Here is a 20,184-nt window from a genome sequence, read left to right as displayed (position 1 = left end):
TTGATTAATCGAAATAATTTTCATTGATTGATTGGTTTAAATTACTCGAAGTTTATTTGAGCGAAATTTAAGTCAGTAATTGATGAGCCAGAATTGGTACCTTGTCTTTAAATAAGGTACAAAATGATTTTAACTGAAGAGTTTGATCATGGCTCAGATTGAACGCTGGCGGCAGGCTTAACACATGCAAGTCGAGCGGAGAGAGGTAGCTTGCTACTGATCTTAGCGGCGGACGGGTGAGTAATGCTTAGGAATCTGCCTATTAGTGGGGGACAACATTTCGAAAGGAATGCTAATACCGCATACGTCCTACGGGAGAAAGCAGGGGATCTTCGGACCTTGCGCTAATAGATGAGCCTAAGTCGGATTAGCTAGTTGGTGGGGTAAAGGCCTACCAAGGCGACGATCTGTAGCGGGTCTGAGAGGATGATCCGCCACACTGGGACTGAGACACGGCCCAGACTCCTACGGGAGGCAGCAGTGGGGAATATTGGACAATGGGCGCAAGCCTGATCCAGCCATGCCGCGTGTGTGAAGAAGGCCTTATGGTTGTAAAGCACTTTAAGCGAGGAGGAGGCTACTTTAGTTAATACCTAGAGATAGTGGACGTTACTCGCAGAATAAGCACCGGCTAACTCTGTGCCAGCAGCCGCGGTAATACAGAGGGTGCAAGCGTTAATCGGATTTACTGGGCGTAAAGCGCGCGTAGGCGGCTAATTAAGTCAAATGTGAAATCCCCGAGCTTAACTTGGGAATTGCATTCGATACTGGTTAGCTAGAGTGTGGGAGAGGATGGTAGAATTCCAGGTGTAGCGGTGAAATGCGTAGAGATCTGGAGGAATACCGATGGCGAAGGCAGCCATCTGGCCTAACACTGACGCTGAGGTGCGAAAGCATGGGGAGCAAACAGGATTAGATACCCTGGTAGTCCATGCCGTAAACGATGTCTACTAGCCGTTGGGGCCTTTGAGGCTTTAGTGGCGCAGCTAACGCGATAAGTAGACCGCCTGGGGAGTACGGTCGCAAGACTAAAACTCAAATGAATTGACGGGGGCCCGCACAAGCGGTGGAGCATGTGGTTTAATTCGATGCAACGCGAAGAACCTTACCTGGCCTTGACATAGTAAGAACTTTCCAGAGATGGATTGGTGCCTTCGGGAACTTACATACAGGTGCTGCATGGCTGTCGTCAGCTCGTGTCGTGAGATGTTGGGTTAAGTCCCGCAACGAGCGCAACCCTTTTCCTTATTTGCCAGCGAGTAATGTCGGGAACTTTAAGGATACTGCCAGTGACAAACTGGAGGAAGGCGGGGACGACGTCAAGTCATCATGGCCCTTACGGCCAGGGCTACACACGTGCTACAATGGTCGGTACAAAGGGTTGCTACCTAGCGATAGGATGCTAATCTCAAAAAGCCGATCGTAGTCCGGATTGGAGTCTGCAACTCGACTCCATGAAGTCGGAATCGCTAGTAATCGCGGATCAGAATGCCGCGGTGAATACGTTCCCGGGCCTTGTACACACCGCCCGTCACACCATGGGAGTTTGTTGCACCAGAAGTAGCTAGCCTAACTGCAAAGAGGGCGGTTACCACGGTGTGGCCGATGACTGGGGTGAAGTCGTAACAAGGTAGCCGTAGGGGAACCTGCGGCTGGATCACCTCCTTAACGAAAGATTGACGATTGGTAAGAATCCACAACAAGTTGTTCTTCATAGATGTATCTGAGGGTCTGTAGCTCAGTTGGTTAGAGCACACGCTTGATAAGCGTGGGGTCACAAGTTCAAGTCTTGTCAGACCCACCATGACTTTGACTGGTTGAAGTTATAGATAAAAGATACATGACTGATGATGTAAGCTGGGGACTTAGCTTAGTTGGTAGAGCGCCTGCTTTGCACGCAGGAGGTCAGGAGTTCGACTCTCCTAGTCTCCACCAGAACTTAAGAGAAGTTCGGATTACAGAAATTAGTAAATAGAGATTTCGGTCTTGGTTTATTAACTTCTGTGATTTAAGTATCACGGTATTAAGCATGACCTGACGAAGGCGTGTTTATTCATTAACAGATTGGCAAAATTGAGTCTGAAATAAATTGTTCACTCAAGAGTTTAGATTAAGCAATTAATCTAGATGAATTGAGAACTAGCAAATTAACTGAATCAAGCGTTTTGGTATATGAATTTAGATTGAAGCTGTACAGTGTTTAAGTACACAGACAACAGATAGTAGCGATGAAGAATCGCACGGACAACACTCACTTGTAGGTGTTGACGACTGTTTGGGGTTGTATAGTCAAGTAATTAAGTGCATGTGGTGGATGCCTTGGCAGTCAGAGGCGATGAAAGACGTGATAGCCTGCGAAAAGCTCCGGGGAGGCGGCAAATATCCTTTGATCCGGAGATTTCTGAATGGGGGAACCCACCTACTTTAAGGTAGGTATTGCAACATGAATACATAGTGTTGCAAGGCGAACGAGGGGAAGTGAAACATCTCAGTACCCTTAGGAAAAGAAATCAATTGAGATTCCCTCAGTAGCGGCGAGCGAACGGGGATCAGCCCATTAAGTTATGTGTGTTTTAGTGGAACGCTCTGGGAAGTGCGAACGTAGAGGGTGATATTCCCGTACACGAAAGGGCACACATAATGATGACGAGTAGGGCGAGGCACGTGAAACCTTGTCTGAATATGGGGGGACCATCCTCCAAGGCTAAATACTCCTGACTGACCGATAGTGAACCAGTACCGTGAGGGAAAGGCGAAAAGAACCCCTGTGAGGGGAGTGAAATAGATCCTGAAACCGCATGCATACAAGCAGTGGGAGCACCTTCGTGGTGTGACTGCGTACCTTTTGTATAATGGGTCAGCGACTTATATTCAGTAGCGAGGTTAACCGTATAGGGGAGCCGTAGAGAAATCGAGTCTTAATAGGGCGTTTAGTTGCTGGGTATAGACCCGAAACCAGGCGATCTATCCATGAGCAGGTTGAAGGTTGGGTAACACTAACTGGAGGACCGAACCCACTGTCGTTGAAAAGCCAGGGGATGACTTGTGGATAGGGGTGAAAGGCTAATCAAGCCTGGTGATAGCTGGTTCTCCCCGAAAGCTATTTAGGTAGCGCCTCGGACGAATACCATAGGGGGTAGAGCACTGTTTCGGCTAGGGGGTCATCCCGACTTACCAAACCGATGCAAACTCCGAATACCTATGAGTACTATCCGGGAGACAGACTGCGGGTGCTAACGTCCGTAGTCAAGAGGAAAACAATCCAGACCGCCAGCTAAGGCCCCAAAATCATAGTTAAGTGGGAAACGATGTGGGAAGGCATAGACAGCTAGGAGGTTGGCTTAGAAGCAGCCACCCTTTAAAGAAAGCGTAATAGCTCACTAGTCGAGTCGGCCTGCGCGGAAGATGTAACGGGGCTAAAACTATGTGCCGAAGCTGCGGATTTGACATTAGTCAAGTGGTAGGGGAGCGTTCTGTAAGCCGATGAAGGTGTATTGAGAAGTATGCTGGAGGTATCAGAAGTGCGAATGCTGACGTGAGTAACGACAAAACGGGTGAAAAACCCGTTCGCCGAAAGACCAAGGGTTCCAGTCCAACGTTAATCGGGGCTGGGTGAGTCGACCCCTAAGGCGAGGCCGAAAGGCGTAGTCGATGGGAAATTGGTTAATATTCCAATACTTCTGTGTAATGCGATGAGAGGACGGAGAAGGTTAAGTCAGCCTGGCGTTGGTTGTCCAGGTGGAAGGATGTAGGTATGTATCTTAGGCAAATCCGGGGTACTCTATACTGAGATCCGATAGCAAGCTGTACTTGTACAGTGAAGTGGCTGATACCATGCTTCCAGGAAAAGTCTCTAAGCTTCAGTTACACAGGAATCGTACCCGAAACCGACACAGGTGGTCAGGTCGAGTAGACCAAGGCGCTTGAGAGAACTCTGCTGAAGGAACTAGGCAAAATGGTACCGTAACTTCGGGAGAAGGTACGCTGTTGTTGGTGATGGAACTTGCTTCCTGAGCTGACGACAGCCGCAGAAACCAGGCCGCTGCAACTGTTTATTAAAAACATAGCACTCTGCAAACACGAAAGTGGACGTATAGGGTGTGATGCCTGCCCGGTGCTGGAAGGTTAATTGATGGGGTTAGCGTAAGCGAAGCTCTTGATCGAAGCCCCAGTAAACGGCGGCCGTAACTATAACGGTCCTAAGGTAGCGAAATTCCTTGTCGGGTAAGTTCCGACCTGCACGAATGGCATAATGATGGCGGCGCTGTCTCCAGCAGAGGCTCAGTGAAATCGAAATCGCTGTGAAGATGCAGTGTACCCGCGGCTAGACGGAAAGACCCCGTGAACCTTTACTGCAGCTTGACACTGAACTTTGACCTTACTTGTGTAGGATAGGTGGGAGGCTTTGAAGTTGGAACGCTAGTTCCAATGGAGCCGTCCTTGAAATACCACCCTGGTAATGTTGAGGTTCTAACTCTGTCCCGTTATCCGGGACGAGGACCGTGTCTGGTGGGTAGTTTGACTGGGGCGGTCTCCTCCTAAAGAGTAACGGAGGAGTACGAAGGTGCGCTCAGCGTGGTCGGAAATCACGCGTAGAGTATAAAGGCAAAAGCGCGCTTAACTGCGAGACCCACAAGTCGAGCAGGTACGAAAGTAGGTCTTAGTGATCCGGTGGTTCTGTATGGAAGGGCCATCGCTCAACGGATAAAAGGTACTCTGGGGATAACAGGCTGATACCGCCCAAGAGTTCATATCGACGGCGGTGTTTGGCACCTCGATGTCGGCTCATCTCATCCTGGGGCTGAAGCAGGTCCCAAGGGTATGGCTGTTCGCCATTTAAAGAGGTACGCGAGCTGGGTTTAGAACGTCGTGAGACAGTTCGGTCCCTATCTACCGTGGGCGCTGGAAATTTGAGAGGATCTGCTCCTAGTACGAGAGGACCAGAGTGGACGAACCTCTGGTGTACCGGTTGTGACGCCAGTCGCATCGCCGGGTAGCTATGTTCGGAAGGGATAACCGCTGAAAGCATCTAAGCGGGAAGCCTACCTCAAGATAAGATTTCCCTAGGAATTTATTCCTCTAAAGAGCCGTTCGAGACTAGGACGTTGATAGGTTGGATGTGGAAGCATAGTGATATGTGAAGCTGACCAATACTAATTGCTCGTGAGGCTTGACTATACAACACCCAAGCAGTTGTATATGAAGCATCAATCGATTCATAAACATGCAAAGCAACTTGATTTAGTTATACTACTAGCTAAAATGAACAACGAAAAATCAGACCAATCAGCCCATCTGTAAAGATTTGGAAAACGCAACGTATCACACAGTGAATAAAACGAAGCAAGTATCCATACCAGTTGTGCTGGCGACCATAGCAAGAGTGAACCACCTGATCCCTTCCCGAACTCAGAAGTGAAACCTCTTAGCGCTGATGGTAGTGTGGGGTTACCCATGTGAGAGTAAGTCATCGCCAGCTCATTATTCTAAACACCCCCGTTCTAATGAATGGGGGTGTTTTTTATTGGGGGGAATTTGTATCCTCAATCTTTAAACATTAAAACTTATTCAAATTATAAAGAAATAAATCTACTCTAAAATTATTTACCTAATTAGAAATTTAATATGCAATGGATCGTAATTAAAACTTTCTCGTTTCCTTATGAGGCACAAATTGCAAAGACTCAACTAGAAGCATTTGGAATTCCTGTTTATATTGAAAATGAGCATACAATTAATATGGATTGGTTTTATTCTAATGCTTTAGGTGGGGTTCGTTTATTAGTTCCAGAGAACTATGTTGATGAAGCGAAGTCATTTCTTGAAAAAGACTTTAGTGATGAGCTTGAACAAAAGTTCGGGGAGAGTAAAGAATGTTGCCCTGAGTGTGGAAGTTTGGATATAGAAGTTAATACTAAAGGAAAAAAATCTGCCTTTTTAGCGTTTATGTTTTTTGGCCTACCTTTATTTTCTTTTAAAAATGGTAATAGATGTAAGCGTTGTGGACACTTTTGGAATTAAATATATAGTAAACGATTATTGATTATCTTAATTATGGAGCCTAATGAAGAGATATAGGTATGAAAGCTATTGATATTAAAAAATAAATTATTTTGATGGCCATTCAATTTAATAAATATAAGGACTTATTTAATGGTAAATAAAAAACAGCTCACTCAAAAGCAAATAGAGTTACTCCTTGAATTATTAAGGAATAGATTTGAAAAAAATACACATCGTCATACAGAAATGGATTGGTCGGATGTGCAAAATAAACTAATTAAGGTTCCTGATAAACTTTGGTCATTGCAGGAAATGGAAAATACAGGAGGAGAGCCTGATGTTATTGTTTTTGACCAGCAGAAAGACGAATATTTATTTGTAGATTGCTCTCTTGAGACACCTAAAGGTCGTAGAAGCCTTTGCTATGATCGTGAGGCTTTAGAATCTAGAAAAGATCATCCTCCTAAAAATAGCGCAATAGATGTAGCTAAGGAAATGGGAGTTGAACTTTTAACAGAAGAGCAATATTACCAACTACAAGAAATTGAAGAGTTTGATCTTAAAACATCAAGTTGGCTCAAAACCCCAAATGAGATTCGTAAACTAGATGGAGCACTTTTTGCTGATCGTCGATATGGTCGTGTCTTTATTTATCATAATGGAGCGCAGTCTTATTATGCTGCTCGTGGTTTCCGTTGTTGCTTAAGAGTATAGGCATTGCATTGTATTTGAATAAAAAGAATAGGCTTTGATGTTTTATGCCAAGAAAATGGAGATTCTTGCAACTTTTGATTAATGGCAAACATGACAAGATATGTTCTGGAATTAAATAAAAACATCAGGACACCTGTAGAAATGCAACCCAACCCAATTTACTATAATGAACAACATATTGCTTTTGCTGATAATGTTCGTCGATTTGTACAAAAAGAAATGGCTCCTTTCGTTAATGAATGGGATGAGGCTGAGACATTCCCAAGAGAGCTATATAAAAAGGCTGCTGAAATTGGTCTATTAGGTTTAGGTTTTTCTGAGGAATATGGCGGTATTCCCGATGCAGATCCATTTTATTCATTACTGGCTGGTGTAGAAATGGCAAAAGCTGGTTCGGGTGGAGTACATATTTCACTCATGGTACATACAATTGGAGCACCACCGATTCAGCATTTTGGTAGCGAAGAATTAAAGTCAAAAGTTTTACCAGGGATTATTTCTGGTGAAAAGATTTCAGCATTGGCGATTACAGAACCAGGCGGTGGTTCTGATGTGGCTGCATTACAAACTAAAGCTGTTCGTGATGGTGACTATTATGTTGTCTCGGGTGAGAAAACATTTATCACATCGGGAATTCGTGCAGATTACTATACTGTTGCAGTGCGTACAGATCCAACCAAAACAGGTGCTGAAGGCATTTCAATGTTGCTCGTTGATGCGCACAGTGAGGGAATTACTAAAACACCTTTAAAGAAAATGGGATGGTGGGCTTCTGATACAGCTCATTTGCATTTTGATCAAGTGAGAGTACCTGCATCAAATCTGCTCGGTAAAGAAAATGCTGGTTTTAAAGTTATTATGAATAATTTTAATATGGAGCGTTTTTTCTTGGGTGTAGTGGCGTATGGCTATGCTTTAGTCTGTTATGAAGAAGCTTTAGATTGGGCACAGCAACGAAAAACTTTTGGTAAGCGATTAATAGATCATCAAGTGGTTCGTCATAAATTGGTAGATATGGCAACGCAATTAACCTCAACACGTGCTTTGCTTGAAGAAACTGCATGGAAAATGACACAGCCGCAATTACAAGGCCCTGAGTTAGTCGCACAGATTTCGATGCTTAAGAATGTGGCAACACGTGCTATGCAATTTTGTGCTGATGCTGCTGTGCAAACCTTAGGTGGTATGGGCTTTATGCGTGGGACAAAATCTGAGCGTATTTACCGTGAAGTGAAGGTGAATATGATTGGTGGCGGTGCTGAAGAAATTATGAAAGATTTGATTAGTAAGCAGCTCGGTTACTGATTTATGGATTAGGTGGTTTTGTACTACCTAATCTTCTTCGAGTATTAGTTGTAACGGATCAACCCATTGTTCGTTTAAAACTGCCCATCTCTCATGATCTTTCCAAGTTTTTCCGCCAATACGAAGATATTGGCGAGAAAAGCCTTCTTTTATGAAACCGGCATTGGCAACCAGTTGAATTGAGGCAATGTTATCAGGTTGTATATTTGCTTCTAGCCGATGCAAGTTTAGTTTTTCAAAGGCCTCTTTGATTAATAACTTTAGCCCTTGTTTCATGTAGCCATGACCTTGATAGGGGTGGAATGCTTCATAGCCCAAGTAAGCTGAATAGAAATGACCTCTAATGACATTAGAGATGTTAAAAGTTCCAACAATACTGTGGTCTTGAGTTAAGCAAACAAAATAGCGATGCTCTTGTTCTAGATATCTTTGAAAGTCGGCTGGTGGATATGTCCAAGGTTGGTGTAATTGAATACTACGTTCATAGGCTGCTTGAATCTCTACAAGGTCACCTTTCTTGGGTTTACGCAAATAGACTAAACTCATTTTAATGCCATCTCCCAAACCATTTCGGTTAACTCATCAATTTTGACTTTACCTTCAGATTTATACCAAGTGACAGTCCATGAAATCGCACCACCAACTAATCTTCGCCAAATAAAGGCATCATGTTTTATCTTGCTTTGAGTGCGTAACTTTTCAATGACATCTAACCAGATTTGTTCATATTCATTACGCATTTCTAAAAGATAATCTTGTTTTTCTTTTGACAGCGCAAACCACTCATAAACCAAAACAGCCATAGCTGCACCAGTATCTCCAGTAATTGAAATGAGTTCTGCTTTAATAAGAGCTCGTAATTGATGTTCTGGATCGGTAGATTGAGCTGCTGCCTCTTCTAAACGAGCAAGATTGTGAATGATAGTTTGCTCCATTACGTGAGCGAGGATGTCATCTTTACTTTTGAAGTGGTGGAACAAGCTACCTGATTGAATCCCAATAAATTGAGCAAGTTCGCGTACAGTAGTTTTGTCATAGCCTTGCTTGTGAAATAGATAGGCAGCCCCCTGTAATAAACGACCTCGTGGACTATCATCAAAGCAAGAAATATTTGGAATCTGTTCAATTGAAGTAGCAATCATACGAAAGCTGAATCCTTTATATAAAAATATTTACGGAAAAAATTTTGCTAAATCTCACCATGTTTTAGGCTAGTTGTCGAGTTTGGCAGTTTTAGTCAATTTCACAATAACATTTTGCTCTTTACAAACCAAGCGCTTGCTTGGTAATGTTGAGTGTAATTTTTAAACAAAATAATGAGAAATAAAATGGCAAGTGATCAGCAGGATGATAAGCGTGTCGTAAAAATAGGTTGTGCCTCAGGTTTTTGGGGGGATACCAATACTGCCGCTTTCCAATTAGTACATTTAGCCGATATTAATTATTTGGTTTTTGATTACTTGTCAGAAATCACCATGTCGATTATGGCAAAAGCGAAAATGGTAGAACCGAAACATGGTTATGCTTTGGACTTTGTCAGTCGGGTGATGGCGCCTCTACTTAAAAAAATTGCAGAAAAAAAGATTAAGGTCATTAGTAATGCAGGTGGTGTTAACCCATTGGCATGTCGAGATGCTTTGCAAAAAATAATTAAAGAATATGGACTAGAGCTAAAAGTTGCCGTGGTTTTAGGTGATGATCTTTTACCGCAACATGAGCACCTCAAACAGCAAAATATTCGGGAAATGTTTAGCGGGGAAGCTTTGCCAGAACAAGTGGCGAGTAGTAATGCTTATTTAGGGGCGGTGGCTATTCGTGACGCCTTAGACTTAGGCGCTGATATTGTAATTACTGGCCGTGTAGTTGACTCTGCTGTGGTACTTGCACCCTTAGTTCATGAATATCAATGGTCACTCGATGACTATGACAAATTGGCGCAAGGTTCGTTGGCAGGTCATGTGATTGAGTGTGGTGCCCAGTGTACGGGTGGTAATTTTACCGATTGGCAATTGGTGCAGGGCTTCGACAACATGGGTTTTCCAGTGGTTGAAGTGAGTGGAGATGGCTCATTTGTTGTAACTAAGCCTCAAGGTACAGGTGGTCTAGTTTCTACCGCTACGGTTGCAGAGCAAATTGTTTATGAAATAGGCAATCCTCAAGCGTATTTACTACCCGATGTAATTGCTGATTTCAGCCAAGTGCATTTAGAACAAGTTGGGGAGCATCGAGTCCGTGTGACGGGAGCGAAAGGACAAGCACCAACTACACAATATAAAGTCAGTGCGACCTATCCAGATGGTTATCGGGTTTTAGTGAGTTTTTTAATTGCAGGACGTGAGGCACCACAAAAAGCACAAGTCATTGCTGATGCGATTTTGACTAAGTGCGAACGTGTTTTAGCAATGCGTTCGGTACCACCTTTTAGTGAAAAGTCTGTTGAGATTTTAGGTATTGAAAGTACCTATGGCGAACATGCTCGAGCATTAAATAGCCGTGAAGTTGTGATCAAAATAGCTGTAAAACACATGTTTAAAGAAGCATGTATGTTCTTTGCATCGGAAATTGCTCAGGCTTCAACAGGCATGGCTCCGGCTTTGGCAGGGATAGTGGGGGGGCGTCCAAAAGCATCGCCAGTGATTAAACTATTTTCATTTTTAATAGATAAAAATCAAGTAAGTGTCGAAATCGATTTTGAAGGAAAACGCTACCCAGTTGAGATTCCACAAGGAGTTTCTACAGAGCAATTGCCTAATTTAAAGGCAGGTGAAAATGCAATTTATCAAGGAGATGAAATTGAAGTTCCTTTGATTGAAATTGCTCATGCCCGCAGTGGTGATAAAGGCAATCATAGCAATATTGGTGTGATTGCACGTAAAGCAGAATATTTGCCATGGATTCGTGCAGCACTGACGGAAGAGGCTGTTGCAAGCTATATGCAACATGTCTTAGATGCAGAGAAAGGGCGAGTAATCCGTTATGAGTTACCGGGTTTGAATGCACTAAATTTTATGCTAGAAAATGCCTTGGGTGGCGGTGGTGTTGCAAGTCTACGTATAGATCCGCAAGGGAAGGCCTTTGCACAACAATTATTGGATATGCCTGTAAAAGTTCCGGCACATCTTTTAGAAAAATAAAATAAATGGATGAAACAAAGATGAGTTATCAATCAATATTTAGAACAGATGCTTTCGCCAATAAAGTCATTATTGTGACAGGTGGTGGCTCTGGAATAGGGCGTTGTACTGCACATGAGCTTGCAGCCCTCGGCGCTCAAGTAGTGATTACAGGACGAAAAATTGAAAAATTAGAGAAAGTAAGCCAAGAAATTATAGAAGATGGGGGCTTAGTTCATTTCATTGTTTGTGATAACCGTGAAGAAGAACAAGTGAAAAATATGATTGCCGAAGTGATTGAGAAATTCGGCAAACTAGATGGCTTGGTAAATAATGCTGGCGGCCAGTTCCCCTCAGCTTTAGAGAATATTTCAGCGAATGGTTTCGATGCAGTCGTGCGTAATAATTTACACGCAACTTTCTATCTAATGCGTGAAGCTTATAACCAATGGATGGCTAAACATGGTGGCAGTATTGTAAATATGACTGCTGATATGTGGGGCGGCATGCCGGGAATGGGACATTCTGGTGCTGCGCGTTCAGGGGTTGATAACTTAACTAAAACAGCATCGGTTGAGTGGGGCAAATCTGGCGTTCGTGTAAATGCGGTTGCACCGGGGTGGATTGTGTCATCCGGTATGGATAATTATAGCGGTGATTTTGCCAAAGTAATTATTCCAAGTCTTGCTGGCAATGTACCGCTCAAACGTATGGGAACTGAGTCAGAAGTTTCATCGGCAATTTGTTATTTACTGTCCGATGCTGCGGCTTTTGTGTCAGGAGTAACTTTGCGTATTGATGGTGCCGCATCGCAAGGAACACGAATGTATCCACTAGCTGAAGCAACAAATAGTCAGTCTTATAATGGTTTCCATCGCGCGTTTATTCCTGAAATTTTTCAGAAAAAGACTGAGGCTGAGGAGGAATAACAGTGACTATTCTCCAATCCGAAATTGCTGTTGGTAGTGAACAGTATCAAAAGAATAAAGAGGCATTGCTTACTCAACTGAGTGAAGTCCGTGCAATTCAGCAAAAAAGTATTGATAAATCATATGCTGCCAAACCGAAATTCGATAAAAAGGGCAAGATTCTACCGCATGAGCGTGTACGGTTGTTACTCGATGCTGATTCACCTTTTGTTGAGCTTTGTGGCTTGGTTGGCTACAACATGCATGATGACAAGGACGGCTCCGAAGCAGGTGGTGGCGTAATTGCCGGCATTGGTTTTGTCAGTGGTGTGCGCTGTCTGGTCTCTGCAAGTAATAGTGCGATCAAGGGCGGGACCATGTCCCCTATGGGCGTACAAAAAACTTTGCGTTTGCAAAAAATTGCCTTAGAACAAAAACTCCCGCTGATTACGCTGACCGAAAGTGGCGGCGCTAACTTAAATTATGCTGCTGAAGTATTTACCTATGGTGGAATGACTTTTGCCAATCAGGCACGTCTTTCTGCGGCGGGTATTCCCCAACTTGCAGTGGTGCATGGTAATGCAACGGCAGGAGGTGCTTATCAGCCCGGTCTTTCAGATTATGTAATTGCTGTACGTAAACAGACTGAAATGTTACTTGCAGGCCCACCTTTACTTCTGGCTGCCACGGGTGAAGTCGCTACAGCGGAGGAATTGGGTGGGGCAGAAATGCATGCGCAGGTTGCTGGAACCGCAGAATATTTGGCTGAAAATGATGCTGACGGTATTCGGCTTGCACGTGAAATTTTTGAACACCTGAACTGGAAAGAGCAAATCAAACCAGTTGATGTGACTTATAAAGAGCCTCGTTACGATACCGAGGAACTGTTGGGTGTTATTCCAAGTGATCCTAAACAACCATTCAATATGAAAGAAGTGGTTGCCCGCATTATTGACGATTCAGATTTTCTAGAATTTAAGCAGGAATATGATGATTTAACGGTATGTGGCTGGGCAAAAATTGGAGGCTTGCATACCGGTATTATTACCAATAATGGTCCGATTACCCCTCAAGGGGCAGCTAAAGCAGCTCAGTTTATTCACTTATGTGAACAGACTAATCGCCCGTTATTATTCTTACATAACACTACTGGCTTTATGGTGGGAACCGATGCCGAGCAAAATGGCATTATTAAACATGGCTCAAAACTGATTCAAGCGGTTGCCAATTGTACTGTACCTAAAATTTCGATCGTTGTGGCAGGCTCATATGGTGCTGGTAACTACGCGATGTGTGGTCGAAGCCTATCACCAGACTTTATTTTTGCTTGGCCAAATTCGCATGTTGCCGTAATGGGTGCTGCTCAAGCTGGAAAAGTGCTACGCATTGTGGCTGAAGGGAAACAAAAAGCTTCCGGTCAGGAACCGAATCCGCAAATGCTCGATTTTCTTGAGCAAAGTACAGCGATGAAATTGGAACAGCAATCTACTGCGCTTTTTAATACGGCCATGTTACATGATGATGGCATTATCGATCCGCGAGATACCCGAAAATTATTAATTTTCCTTTTACAGACCATTTATGAAGCACAGCAACGAGAGCTAAATCCAACTCGTTTTGGTGTGTCCCGTTTTTAATCAACCTTTACCGCAATTAAAAAAATTAATAGGAATAACACAATGAAATTTACTGCCGAACATGAAGCATTACGTCGCACAGCGCGTCAATTTGTTGAAAATGAACTGAATCCGAATATTCCGGAATGGGAAGAAGTTGGACGTTTCCCGATCCACGATGTATTTAAAAAGATGGGGGATCTTGGCCTATTGGGGATTTGTAAGCCTGAGGAAAATGGTGGTCTGGCTTTAGATTATTCGTATAACCTTGTGGTCGCAGAAGAAATTGGCTATGCGACTTGTGGCGGGGTGCCTTTAGCTATTGGTGTACAAACCGATATGGCAACACCTGCTTTGGCACGTTTTGGAAGTAAAGAGTTACGCGATGAATTTTTAACACCAGCGATTGCTGGGGAATATGTTGCATCCATTGCAGTATCGGAAGTACATGCTGGTTCGGATGTTGCTGCCATTAAAACGACTGCTAAAAAAGATGGCGATGACTATGTCATTAACGGCAGCAAGATGTGGATTACCAACTCATTGCAGGCCGACTTCTTTTGTCTTTTAGCCAACACATCTGATGATAAACCTCATGTTAATAAGTCGATGATTATTGTGCCGGCAAAAACTAAAGGGATTAGTTTTTCAGAACCATTAAATAAATTAGGGATGCGTTCAACGACCACAGCACAAGTTTATTTAGACAATGTACGTGTGCCTCAGCGTAACTTGGTGGGTGTCGAAGGTATGGGCTTCATGATGCAAATGATGCAATTTCAGGAAGAGCGTTTATGGGCATGTGCTAATGCGATTGGCGGCTTGCAGCATTGTATTCAGCAAACGATTAATTACACCAAAGAGCGTACTACTTTTGGTCAACCACTCATTAATAATCAATATATTCATTTCCGCTTTGCTGAACTCATGACGGAAGTGGAAGCACTTAAAGCATTAACTTATCAAGCATGCGAACAGCATATTGCGGGCGAAGATGTCACGATGTTGGCATCTATGGCAAAACTCAAAGCTGGACGTTTAACTCGTGAAGTTGCTGATAGTTGTCTGCAATACTGGGGTGCCAATGGCTTCATGTGGGATAACCCTGCATCGCAGCTGTATCGTGATGGTCGTTTAGGCTCTATTGGCGGTGGTGCAGATGAGATTATGTTGGGGATTATCTGTAAGTTGATGGACATTCTGCCTAAAAAGCAGAAATAAAAATAAGGAATACACCATGACACTTTCGATATCTTTACAAGCTTTAGATCTTGATGACAGCATTCAATTAGAACAAGACAGCAGTATTTTATACCTTTGGTTAAATCGACCAGAGAGCCGTAATGCCATGAACTTGAATATGGTGAATGCCATTCAACAAGTTTTTGCTGCTATTCGCGATGACCTTTCGATTCGTGCGGTGATTATCCGTGGTGAAGGCGGGGCTTTTTGTGCAGGTGGGGATATTAAAGACATGGCTGCCTTACGAGTTGAAGCAACTCATGTCGGCAGTCTACAACCTTATGCTGACTTTAACCGCCGTTTTGGTGCCATGCTTGAGCAAGTTGAAGCTGCACCACAGACTGTTGTGGTCATTTTAGAGGGGGCAGTGTTAGGTGGGGGATTTGGTCTTGCATGTGTTTCCGATGTTGCCATTAGTCGTGACAATACCCAGTTTGGTTTACCTGAAACGGGTCTAGGTGTAATTCCTGCGCAAATTGCTCCTTTTGTGGTGAAACGTATTGGCCTGACTCAGGCACGCCGACTTGCTTTACTCGGCATGCGTTTTGAAGGACATACAGCACTAAGTGTCGGTGTGGTTCATCAAATTGCACATAATGAAATTGAGCTTGAACAAGCTTTACAGGAAACCATTCAACACATTAAACGTGCCGCACCCGAGGCTTCCCGCGTGACTAAAGCACTGTTACATCGAACGTTCAATGAGCCTTTGAGTGATTTATTAGATGATGCTGCACAGCAGTTTGCTCAAGCGGTTGGTGGTGCCGAAGGACAAGAAGGTACGATGGCTTTTATCCAGAAACGGTTGCCGAATTGGGCCGATGAATCATAAGCGATAGGGATAAAAATAATGAAATTTTCAAAAGTTCTGATTGCCAATCGTGGTGAAATTGTAGTTCGAGTCATGCAAACTGCTAAGGCAATGGGCTATCAAACTGTCGCAGTTTATTCCGATGCAGACCGTCATGCTCGCCATGTGCAAGAGGCCGATGAAGCTGTCTATATTGGTGCTTCAAAAGTATCTGAGTCATATCTTTCAATTACCAAGATAATAGATGCATGCAAAAAGACAGGTGCTGATGCAGTTCATCCGGGTTATGGTTTTTTGTCTGAAAATACTGATTTTGCTCAGGCGTGTATCGATAACCAGATTACGTTTATTGGGCCTACCGCTTCTGCAATTGAGTTAATGGGCAGTAAACGCCTTTCAAAAATTGCCATGATTGAAGCAGGTGTACCTTGTGTGCCGGGTTACGAAGGCGATCGTCAAGACCTTGAATATTTAACAGCTCAAGCTGAGCAAGTTGGCTTTCCAATTATGGTAAAAGCCTCTGCGGGTGGTGGCGGTCGTGGCATGCGTTTGGTACAGCACCTCTCTGAGTTGGTGGAAGCTTTACAAACTGCGCGTTCAGAAGCTGAAAATGCCTTTGGTTCAGGCGAGCTTATTTTAGAAAAAGCTGTCATTGCTCCGCGCCATGTCGAAATTCAGATTTTTGGCGATACACACGGCAATTATGTTTATTTGTTTGAGCGTGATTGTTCAATCCAGCGCCGTCACCAAAAGGTCGTTGAAGAGGCGCCGTGTCCAGTCATGACACCTGAACTACGTCTGCAAATGGGTGAGGCAGCTGTGGCAGCGGCAAAAGCATGTGCTTATGTTGGTGCGGGAACGGTTGAATTTTTACTTGATGCGTCGGGTGCATTTTATTTTTTGGAAATGAATACCCGCTTACAGGTAGAACATCCTGTGACTGAGCTTATTACAGGATTGGACTTGGTTGAATGGCAGTTGCGTGTTGCCAATGGTGAGCATTTACCACTGCAACAACATGAATTGACTTTAAACGGACATGCTATTGAAGTACGTTTGTATGCAGAAGACCCTCGTCGGGATTTCTTACCCCAAACAGGAAAAGTTTTACGCTGGAAGCCCGCAACTTTGCCAAATGTACGGATTGATCATGGGATGTTGGCAACTGATGAGGTTAGCCCATTTTACGACCCGATGGTGGCGAAGGTAATTGCATATGGGAAAACCCGTGAGGATGCGATTCGCTTACTTGCGCGTGCAGTTGATGACTGTGTTTTGTTAGGTGTAAACAGTAATAAACAATTTTTGGTCAATTTATTACGCCATCCCGTTGTTGTGGCTGGTGATACCAATACCGCATTCATTCAACAGCATTTTCAAAATGACAGCAGTCTACATAAGCAGGTTCTATCTTTAGAAACCTTAGCCATTGCTGCTGCATTATTTAGTCAAAGTACAGGTACTGCGGTGTGGCAAACTGGATTAGGTGTACCATTACCATTAAAACTTAAATATGATGAACAGCAAATTCAATTACAGCTTTCATCTGTAAATAACACGTTTACGGTAGAGCTCTGTGATCAATCAGTTTGTATTGAAGTGCTTGAGAGAACGCCAGAGCAATTAATTTATTTAATTGATGGTGTATGTCGCCGTGTGCAATATGTACTGGATGGTGATCAACTTTATTTAGATCGAGATAATGGCAATGTTGCAATTCGCAACGTAACTTATGCCGCCCCAGAGATAGCTGATGTGGCTGGTGATGGCAAAATTCGTGCGCCAATGGATGGTGCGGTAGTAAATATATTGGTCAATAAAGGTGATCAAGTCATAAAAGGCCAAACTTTATTAGTGCTTGAAGCCATGAAAATCCAACAGCAGATTAAATCGGATGTGGATGGTGTAGTTGAAGATGTTTTAGGTCAGCAAGGTCAGCAAGTAAAAAAACGGCAGATGTTATTTACTATTCAAATCTAGTAAAAAAATACCGCTCTATATGAGCGGTATTTTACTTTAAATGAGGAGTCCTGATTTATTCTCCATCGGCCTCTGCAATTGTCTGACTTGCTTTTTTTAGGCTATATAGTAGTTGACCTAAAAGGACTTCTTTATTACTTAGCGTAACCATGACCATTGGGTGATGAACAGCAGGAATAGCAGTTAAAATGGCCTTGCCATTATCTGCATCTAAAGTAATGTTGTTACAGCCCGTCAGTTGAATCTCTTTTAAAAATGCAGTGACCATTGCCAAAATTGAGCTACTTACGGCTGCTAACTTAGTAGTGTTATGGTGGTTCTTGTGGCTCACTGTTGCTAATTCAAAACCATCAGAAGAGCAAATCATGACAAAATCTACACCACGCGTATTCATCAAAATATTATGAGCTTCGGCTTTTGCAAGTTGTAGTAACTGTGTTGGAGCGGTTCGTTTTTGAGTTGGGATACTAAGCATGATCATTCCCTTGAGATGTTGAGCCTACCTTGACTTCAAGTGATGCAATTAATGATTCAACCATCATTAAAATTTGTTCTTGCTCACGTGCATCAATAAAAAAAAGAGGGTATGGTAGTGCATTTGCTTTTATCCAATGACGATATTGTTGAAGTGATGACTCTTTATTTTCGTCAACATGAGTAATACCAATCGCAATATTGTCGTTATAATTTTTAAAGGTTTCTAAATAGCTTTCTAACTCGGCAATTGGATTAGAGCTATTATGATCTAATAATAAAATAACACCGATTGCACCTTCACAAATGACCGACCATATAAAATCAAAACGGCTTTGTCCCGGGGTGCCATAGAGTCCGATTTTGATTCCATCATCTAAAGTAATTTCACCATAATCAATACCTACAGTGGTCTGGGTTTTCTGGTGGCTCTGTACATCAGTGTTGAATGCTTCTGTTTCCAGAATTGGAATTTCAGATAGCGATTTAATCGCTTCTGTTTTACCTGCCCCCATACTACCTGCAAAGACAATTTTATATTGCTGTATAATCATAACTTCCCTTAAAGACCAAAACGCCGTCTAATTTTCCCTATAAAATTTTTAAAAAAATGATTGTCTGTATTTGAATTTTCTAAATAAAAATTTGGTGTGTAAGCACATTTATTTGCAGAAATAAATTTTCCATTATTTGCCATTAAACAAGCGGTAACGAAGCGTAAGACGTCATTGATTGATAAGTTAAGCTGTTTAGCCACATCAGTAATTTTTGCGCCTTGTATAAAGCATGCGGAGAGTTGTAGGCTCACTTTTCTATATTCTTTTTGATAGGGCTGTGGCCAATAGTCAATTTTAAAATAACTATCCTTCGAGGCTAGATTCTCAAAATTGTTTGAAGTCCAAATCAGATTCCATAACCAGTCTTGTACATAATAATCTTTTTTACGAGAAACCTTAGTAAAATCAGATGTTTTTGCAAAAGCAAAGTTAAAGCTCATATTAGTTTGTGTTTTTTGACGAGAGGGCTCCAACCAAGCAATTTGAGTTCTATTATCAATAATCGCTAAAGTGCCTTTATCATCAAAGATGTGTAGCCTAGGGTTTTCTGAACTGTGCAAATTCCTTATAAATTTATTATCAATGAATGGAGGCTCATTTGATAAATCAGAAACTACAGCAAAGTTTGTCTGATCTAAAGAGGACAATAAATTGTCCTCTAGCCATTCTAATAGAGGTTCTGTTTTTTCTACTGGTAGATGTAAGGTGTGTTCATAAATAGAATTTCTATTTTCTGAAGCTGTTTTCGTAACTTTTAAATAAAGAAATTTTTTCTTGTGAAGAATATTTTGAATATTATCTGCATCAAAAAAGTTTTCGTTAATGATTAATAAGTCAATATGATTACTGGAAATATTAACCCAGTTAATACCATATTGATTTGATATTAGATTGCGGATTAATATTTTTAATTCATCTGAAACTTTTAAGCTTAAACCTGAAACTGCAATATTTATGCAATGACTATCCATAGTATCATTTTAAATTTTTATAAATTGATATAATGATTTTTTATGCTCTTTATAATGAATATAAAGAGCATAAACTAAATCACTTAACTGAAATCGAGCTCTTTTTCAAATGACTTTAACTCATGACGAGCCATAGCCAAATTTGATTTGCTACGGTCGAGTACTAAGTAAAGGAACAAATTATTATTACTTTCTAAAGGTCGAATTAAATGGTAAGCCTTACCTAAGGTAATTAAAATATCCTCAATATTATCATTTAACTTCAATGCATTAGCTACATTGCGCTTTGCGCGAATGACTTCTGTATTACCAGCAGCAGCCAATTCTAAATCAATTTCCCCACCACCTTGTGTTGCAAGTGACAATCCACTTTCTGAATCAACAAGTGCAGAAGCAATAAAACCATCAATTGTCGTTAAGCTATCTAAAGAAAGTTTAGCCATTTTTTTATCTCTCAGGATTCTAAAATTATATTTACTACTTTTTCCTA

At 42.2% G+C, this 20,184-nt stretch carries 15 protein-coding genes, 2 tRNA genes and 3 rRNA genes; 14 read left to right on the top strand and 6 right to left on the bottom strand.

Annotated features, from left to right (window positions below):
* Nucleotides 1–130: 130 nt before the first annotated feature.
* The 8 genes from MKL51_RS17640 (at nt 131) to MKL51_RS17605 (ending at nt 8,022) form a co-directional block, all read left to right on the top strand.
* Nucleotides 131–1,668, top strand: a 16S ribosomal RNA gene (locus MKL51_RS17640).
* Nucleotides 1,669–1,727: 59 nt separating this feature from the next.
* Nucleotides 1,728–1,804, top strand: a tRNA-Ile gene (locus tag MKL51_RS17635).
* 55 nt (nt 1,805–1,859) lie between these two features.
* A tRNA-Ala gene (locus MKL51_RS17630) sits at nt 1,860–1,935 on the top strand.
* A gap of 352 nt (nt 1,936–2,287) precedes the next feature.
* Nucleotides 2,288–5,178, top strand: a 23S ribosomal RNA gene (locus MKL51_RS17625).
* Between the two features lie 186 nt (nt 5,179–5,364).
* A 5S ribosomal RNA gene (gene rrf / locus MKL51_RS17620) occupies nt 5,365–5,479 on the top strand.
* Together the 16S, 23S and 5S rRNA genes with 2 tRNA genes alongside form the textbook arrangement of a ribosomal RNA operon.
* Nucleotides 5,480–5,625: 146 nt before the next feature.
* Complete coding sequence (locus MKL51_RS17615) at nt 5,626–6,021, top strand: putative signal transducing protein (RefSeq protein ID WP_017482434.1); 396 nt, start codon at nt 5,626–5,628, stop codon at nt 6,019–6,021.
* Between the two features lie 132 nt (nt 6,022–6,153).
* Nucleotides 6,154–6,717, top strand: a complete 564-nt coding sequence (locus MKL51_RS17610) for a DUF4256 domain-containing protein (RefSeq protein ID WP_017482433.1) — start codon at nt 6,154–6,156, stop codon at nt 6,715–6,717.
* A gap of 141 nt (nt 6,718–6,858) precedes the next feature.
* Entirely contained in the window at nt 6,859–8,022 is a 1,164-nt protein-coding gene (locus MKL51_RS17605; protein WP_017482432.1) for an acyl-CoA dehydrogenase family protein, read from the top strand.
* 27 nt (nt 8,023–8,049) lie between these two features.
* Here the strand turns inward: MKL51_RS17605 and MKL51_RS17600 are convergent, their stop codons facing one another.
* Nucleotides 8,050–8,568, bottom strand: a complete 519-nt coding sequence (locus tag MKL51_RS17600) for a GNAT family N-acetyltransferase (RefSeq protein ID WP_017482431.1) — start codon at nt 8,566–8,568, stop codon at nt 8,050–8,052.
* Complete coding sequence (locus MKL51_RS17595; protein WP_017482430.1) at nt 8,565–9,164, bottom strand: TetR/AcrR family transcriptional regulator; 600 nt, start codon at nt 9,162–9,164, stop codon at nt 8,565–8,567. Before MKL51_RS17595 ends, MKL51_RS17600 begins: the two co-directional genes overlap by 4 nt.
* A gap of 186 nt (nt 9,165–9,350) precedes the next feature.
* Between MKL51_RS17595 and MKL51_RS17590 the strand changes: the two genes are divergently transcribed.
* From MKL51_RS17590 to MKL51_RS17565, 6 genes are read left to right on the top strand one after another with little or no spacing between them, the layout of a single operon-like run.
* Nucleotides 9,351–11,156, top strand: a complete 1,806-nt coding sequence (locus MKL51_RS17590; RefSeq protein WP_017482429.1) for an acyclic terpene utilization AtuA family protein — start codon at nt 9,351–9,353, stop codon at nt 11,154–11,156.
* A gap of 20 nt (nt 11,157–11,176) precedes the next feature.
* Nucleotides 11,177–12,064 (top strand): SDR family oxidoreductase, encoded by an 888-nt coding sequence (locus MKL51_RS17585; protein ID WP_270904378.1) that lies wholly within the window; start codon nt 11,177–11,179, stop codon nt 12,062–12,064.
* A 2-nt stretch (nt 12,065–12,066) separates the two neighbouring features.
* Nucleotides 12,067–13,680: an acyl-CoA carboxylase subunit beta gene (locus MKL51_RS17580; protein WP_032007474.1), complete on the top strand. Its 1,614-nt coding sequence runs from the start codon at nt 12,067–12,069 to the stop codon at nt 13,678–13,680.
* 42 nt (nt 13,681–13,722) lie between these two features.
* Nucleotides 13,723–14,880 carry an acyl-CoA dehydrogenase family protein gene (locus tag MKL51_RS17575; RefSeq protein WP_017482427.1) on the top strand — a complete coding sequence of 386 codons (1,158 nt, stop codon included), beginning with the start codon at nt 13,723–13,725 and terminating at the stop codon, nt 14,878–14,880.
* Nucleotides 14,881–14,896: 16 nt separating this feature from the next.
* Nucleotides 14,897–15,733: an enoyl-CoA hydratase/isomerase family protein gene (locus MKL51_RS17570; protein ID WP_057085117.1), complete on the top strand. Its 837-nt coding sequence runs from the start codon at nt 14,897–14,899 to the stop codon at nt 15,731–15,733.
* Between the two features lie 18 nt (nt 15,734–15,751).
* The gene (locus tag MKL51_RS17565; RefSeq protein WP_017482425.1) at nt 15,752–17,692 is read left to right on the top strand and encodes an acetyl/propionyl/methylcrotonyl-CoA carboxylase subunit alpha; all 1,941 of its coding nucleotides are present in this window, start codon (nt 15,752–15,754) and stop codon (nt 17,690–17,692) included.
* Between the two features lie 55 nt (nt 17,693–17,747).
* On the opposite strand, the gene MKL51_RS17560 is transcribed toward MKL51_RS17565, so the two are convergent.
* The 4 genes from MKL51_RS17560 to MKL51_RS17545 all read right to left on the bottom strand — a co-directional run bounded on the left by MKL51_RS17560 (nt 17,748) and on the right by MKL51_RS17545 (nt 20,137).
* Nucleotides 17,748–18,167, bottom strand: a complete 420-nt coding sequence (locus MKL51_RS17560; protein WP_002117819.1) for a roadblock/LC7 domain-containing protein — start codon at nt 18,165–18,167, stop codon at nt 17,748–17,750.
* On the bottom strand, nt 18,160–18,720 hold the full coding sequence (locus MKL51_RS17555; RefSeq protein WP_005065256.1) for a GTP-binding protein: 561 nt from the start codon (nt 18,718–18,720) through the stop codon (nt 18,160–18,162). Before MKL51_RS17555 ends, MKL51_RS17560 begins: the two co-directional genes overlap by 8 nt.
* Before the next feature lie 8 nt (nt 18,721–18,728).
* A complete protein-coding gene (locus MKL51_RS17550) occupies nt 18,729–19,694 on the bottom strand; it encodes a hypothetical protein (protein ID WP_005074839.1) in 966 nt (321 codons plus the stop codon).
* An 83-nt stretch (nt 19,695–19,777) separates the two neighbouring features.
* Entirely contained in the window at nt 19,778–20,137 is a 360-nt protein-coding gene (locus MKL51_RS17545) for a hypothetical protein (RefSeq protein WP_002117827.1), read from the bottom strand.
* Nucleotides 20,138–20,184: the final 47 nt, after the last annotated feature.

This window comes from Acinetobacter sp. AOR18_HL, assembly GCF_027855145.1.
GTDB classification, from domain to species: domain Bacteria; phylum Pseudomonadota; class Gammaproteobacteria; order Pseudomonadales; family Moraxellaceae; genus Acinetobacter; species Acinetobacter pittii.
This window is presented reverse-complemented; position numbering and strand designations above follow the sequence as displayed.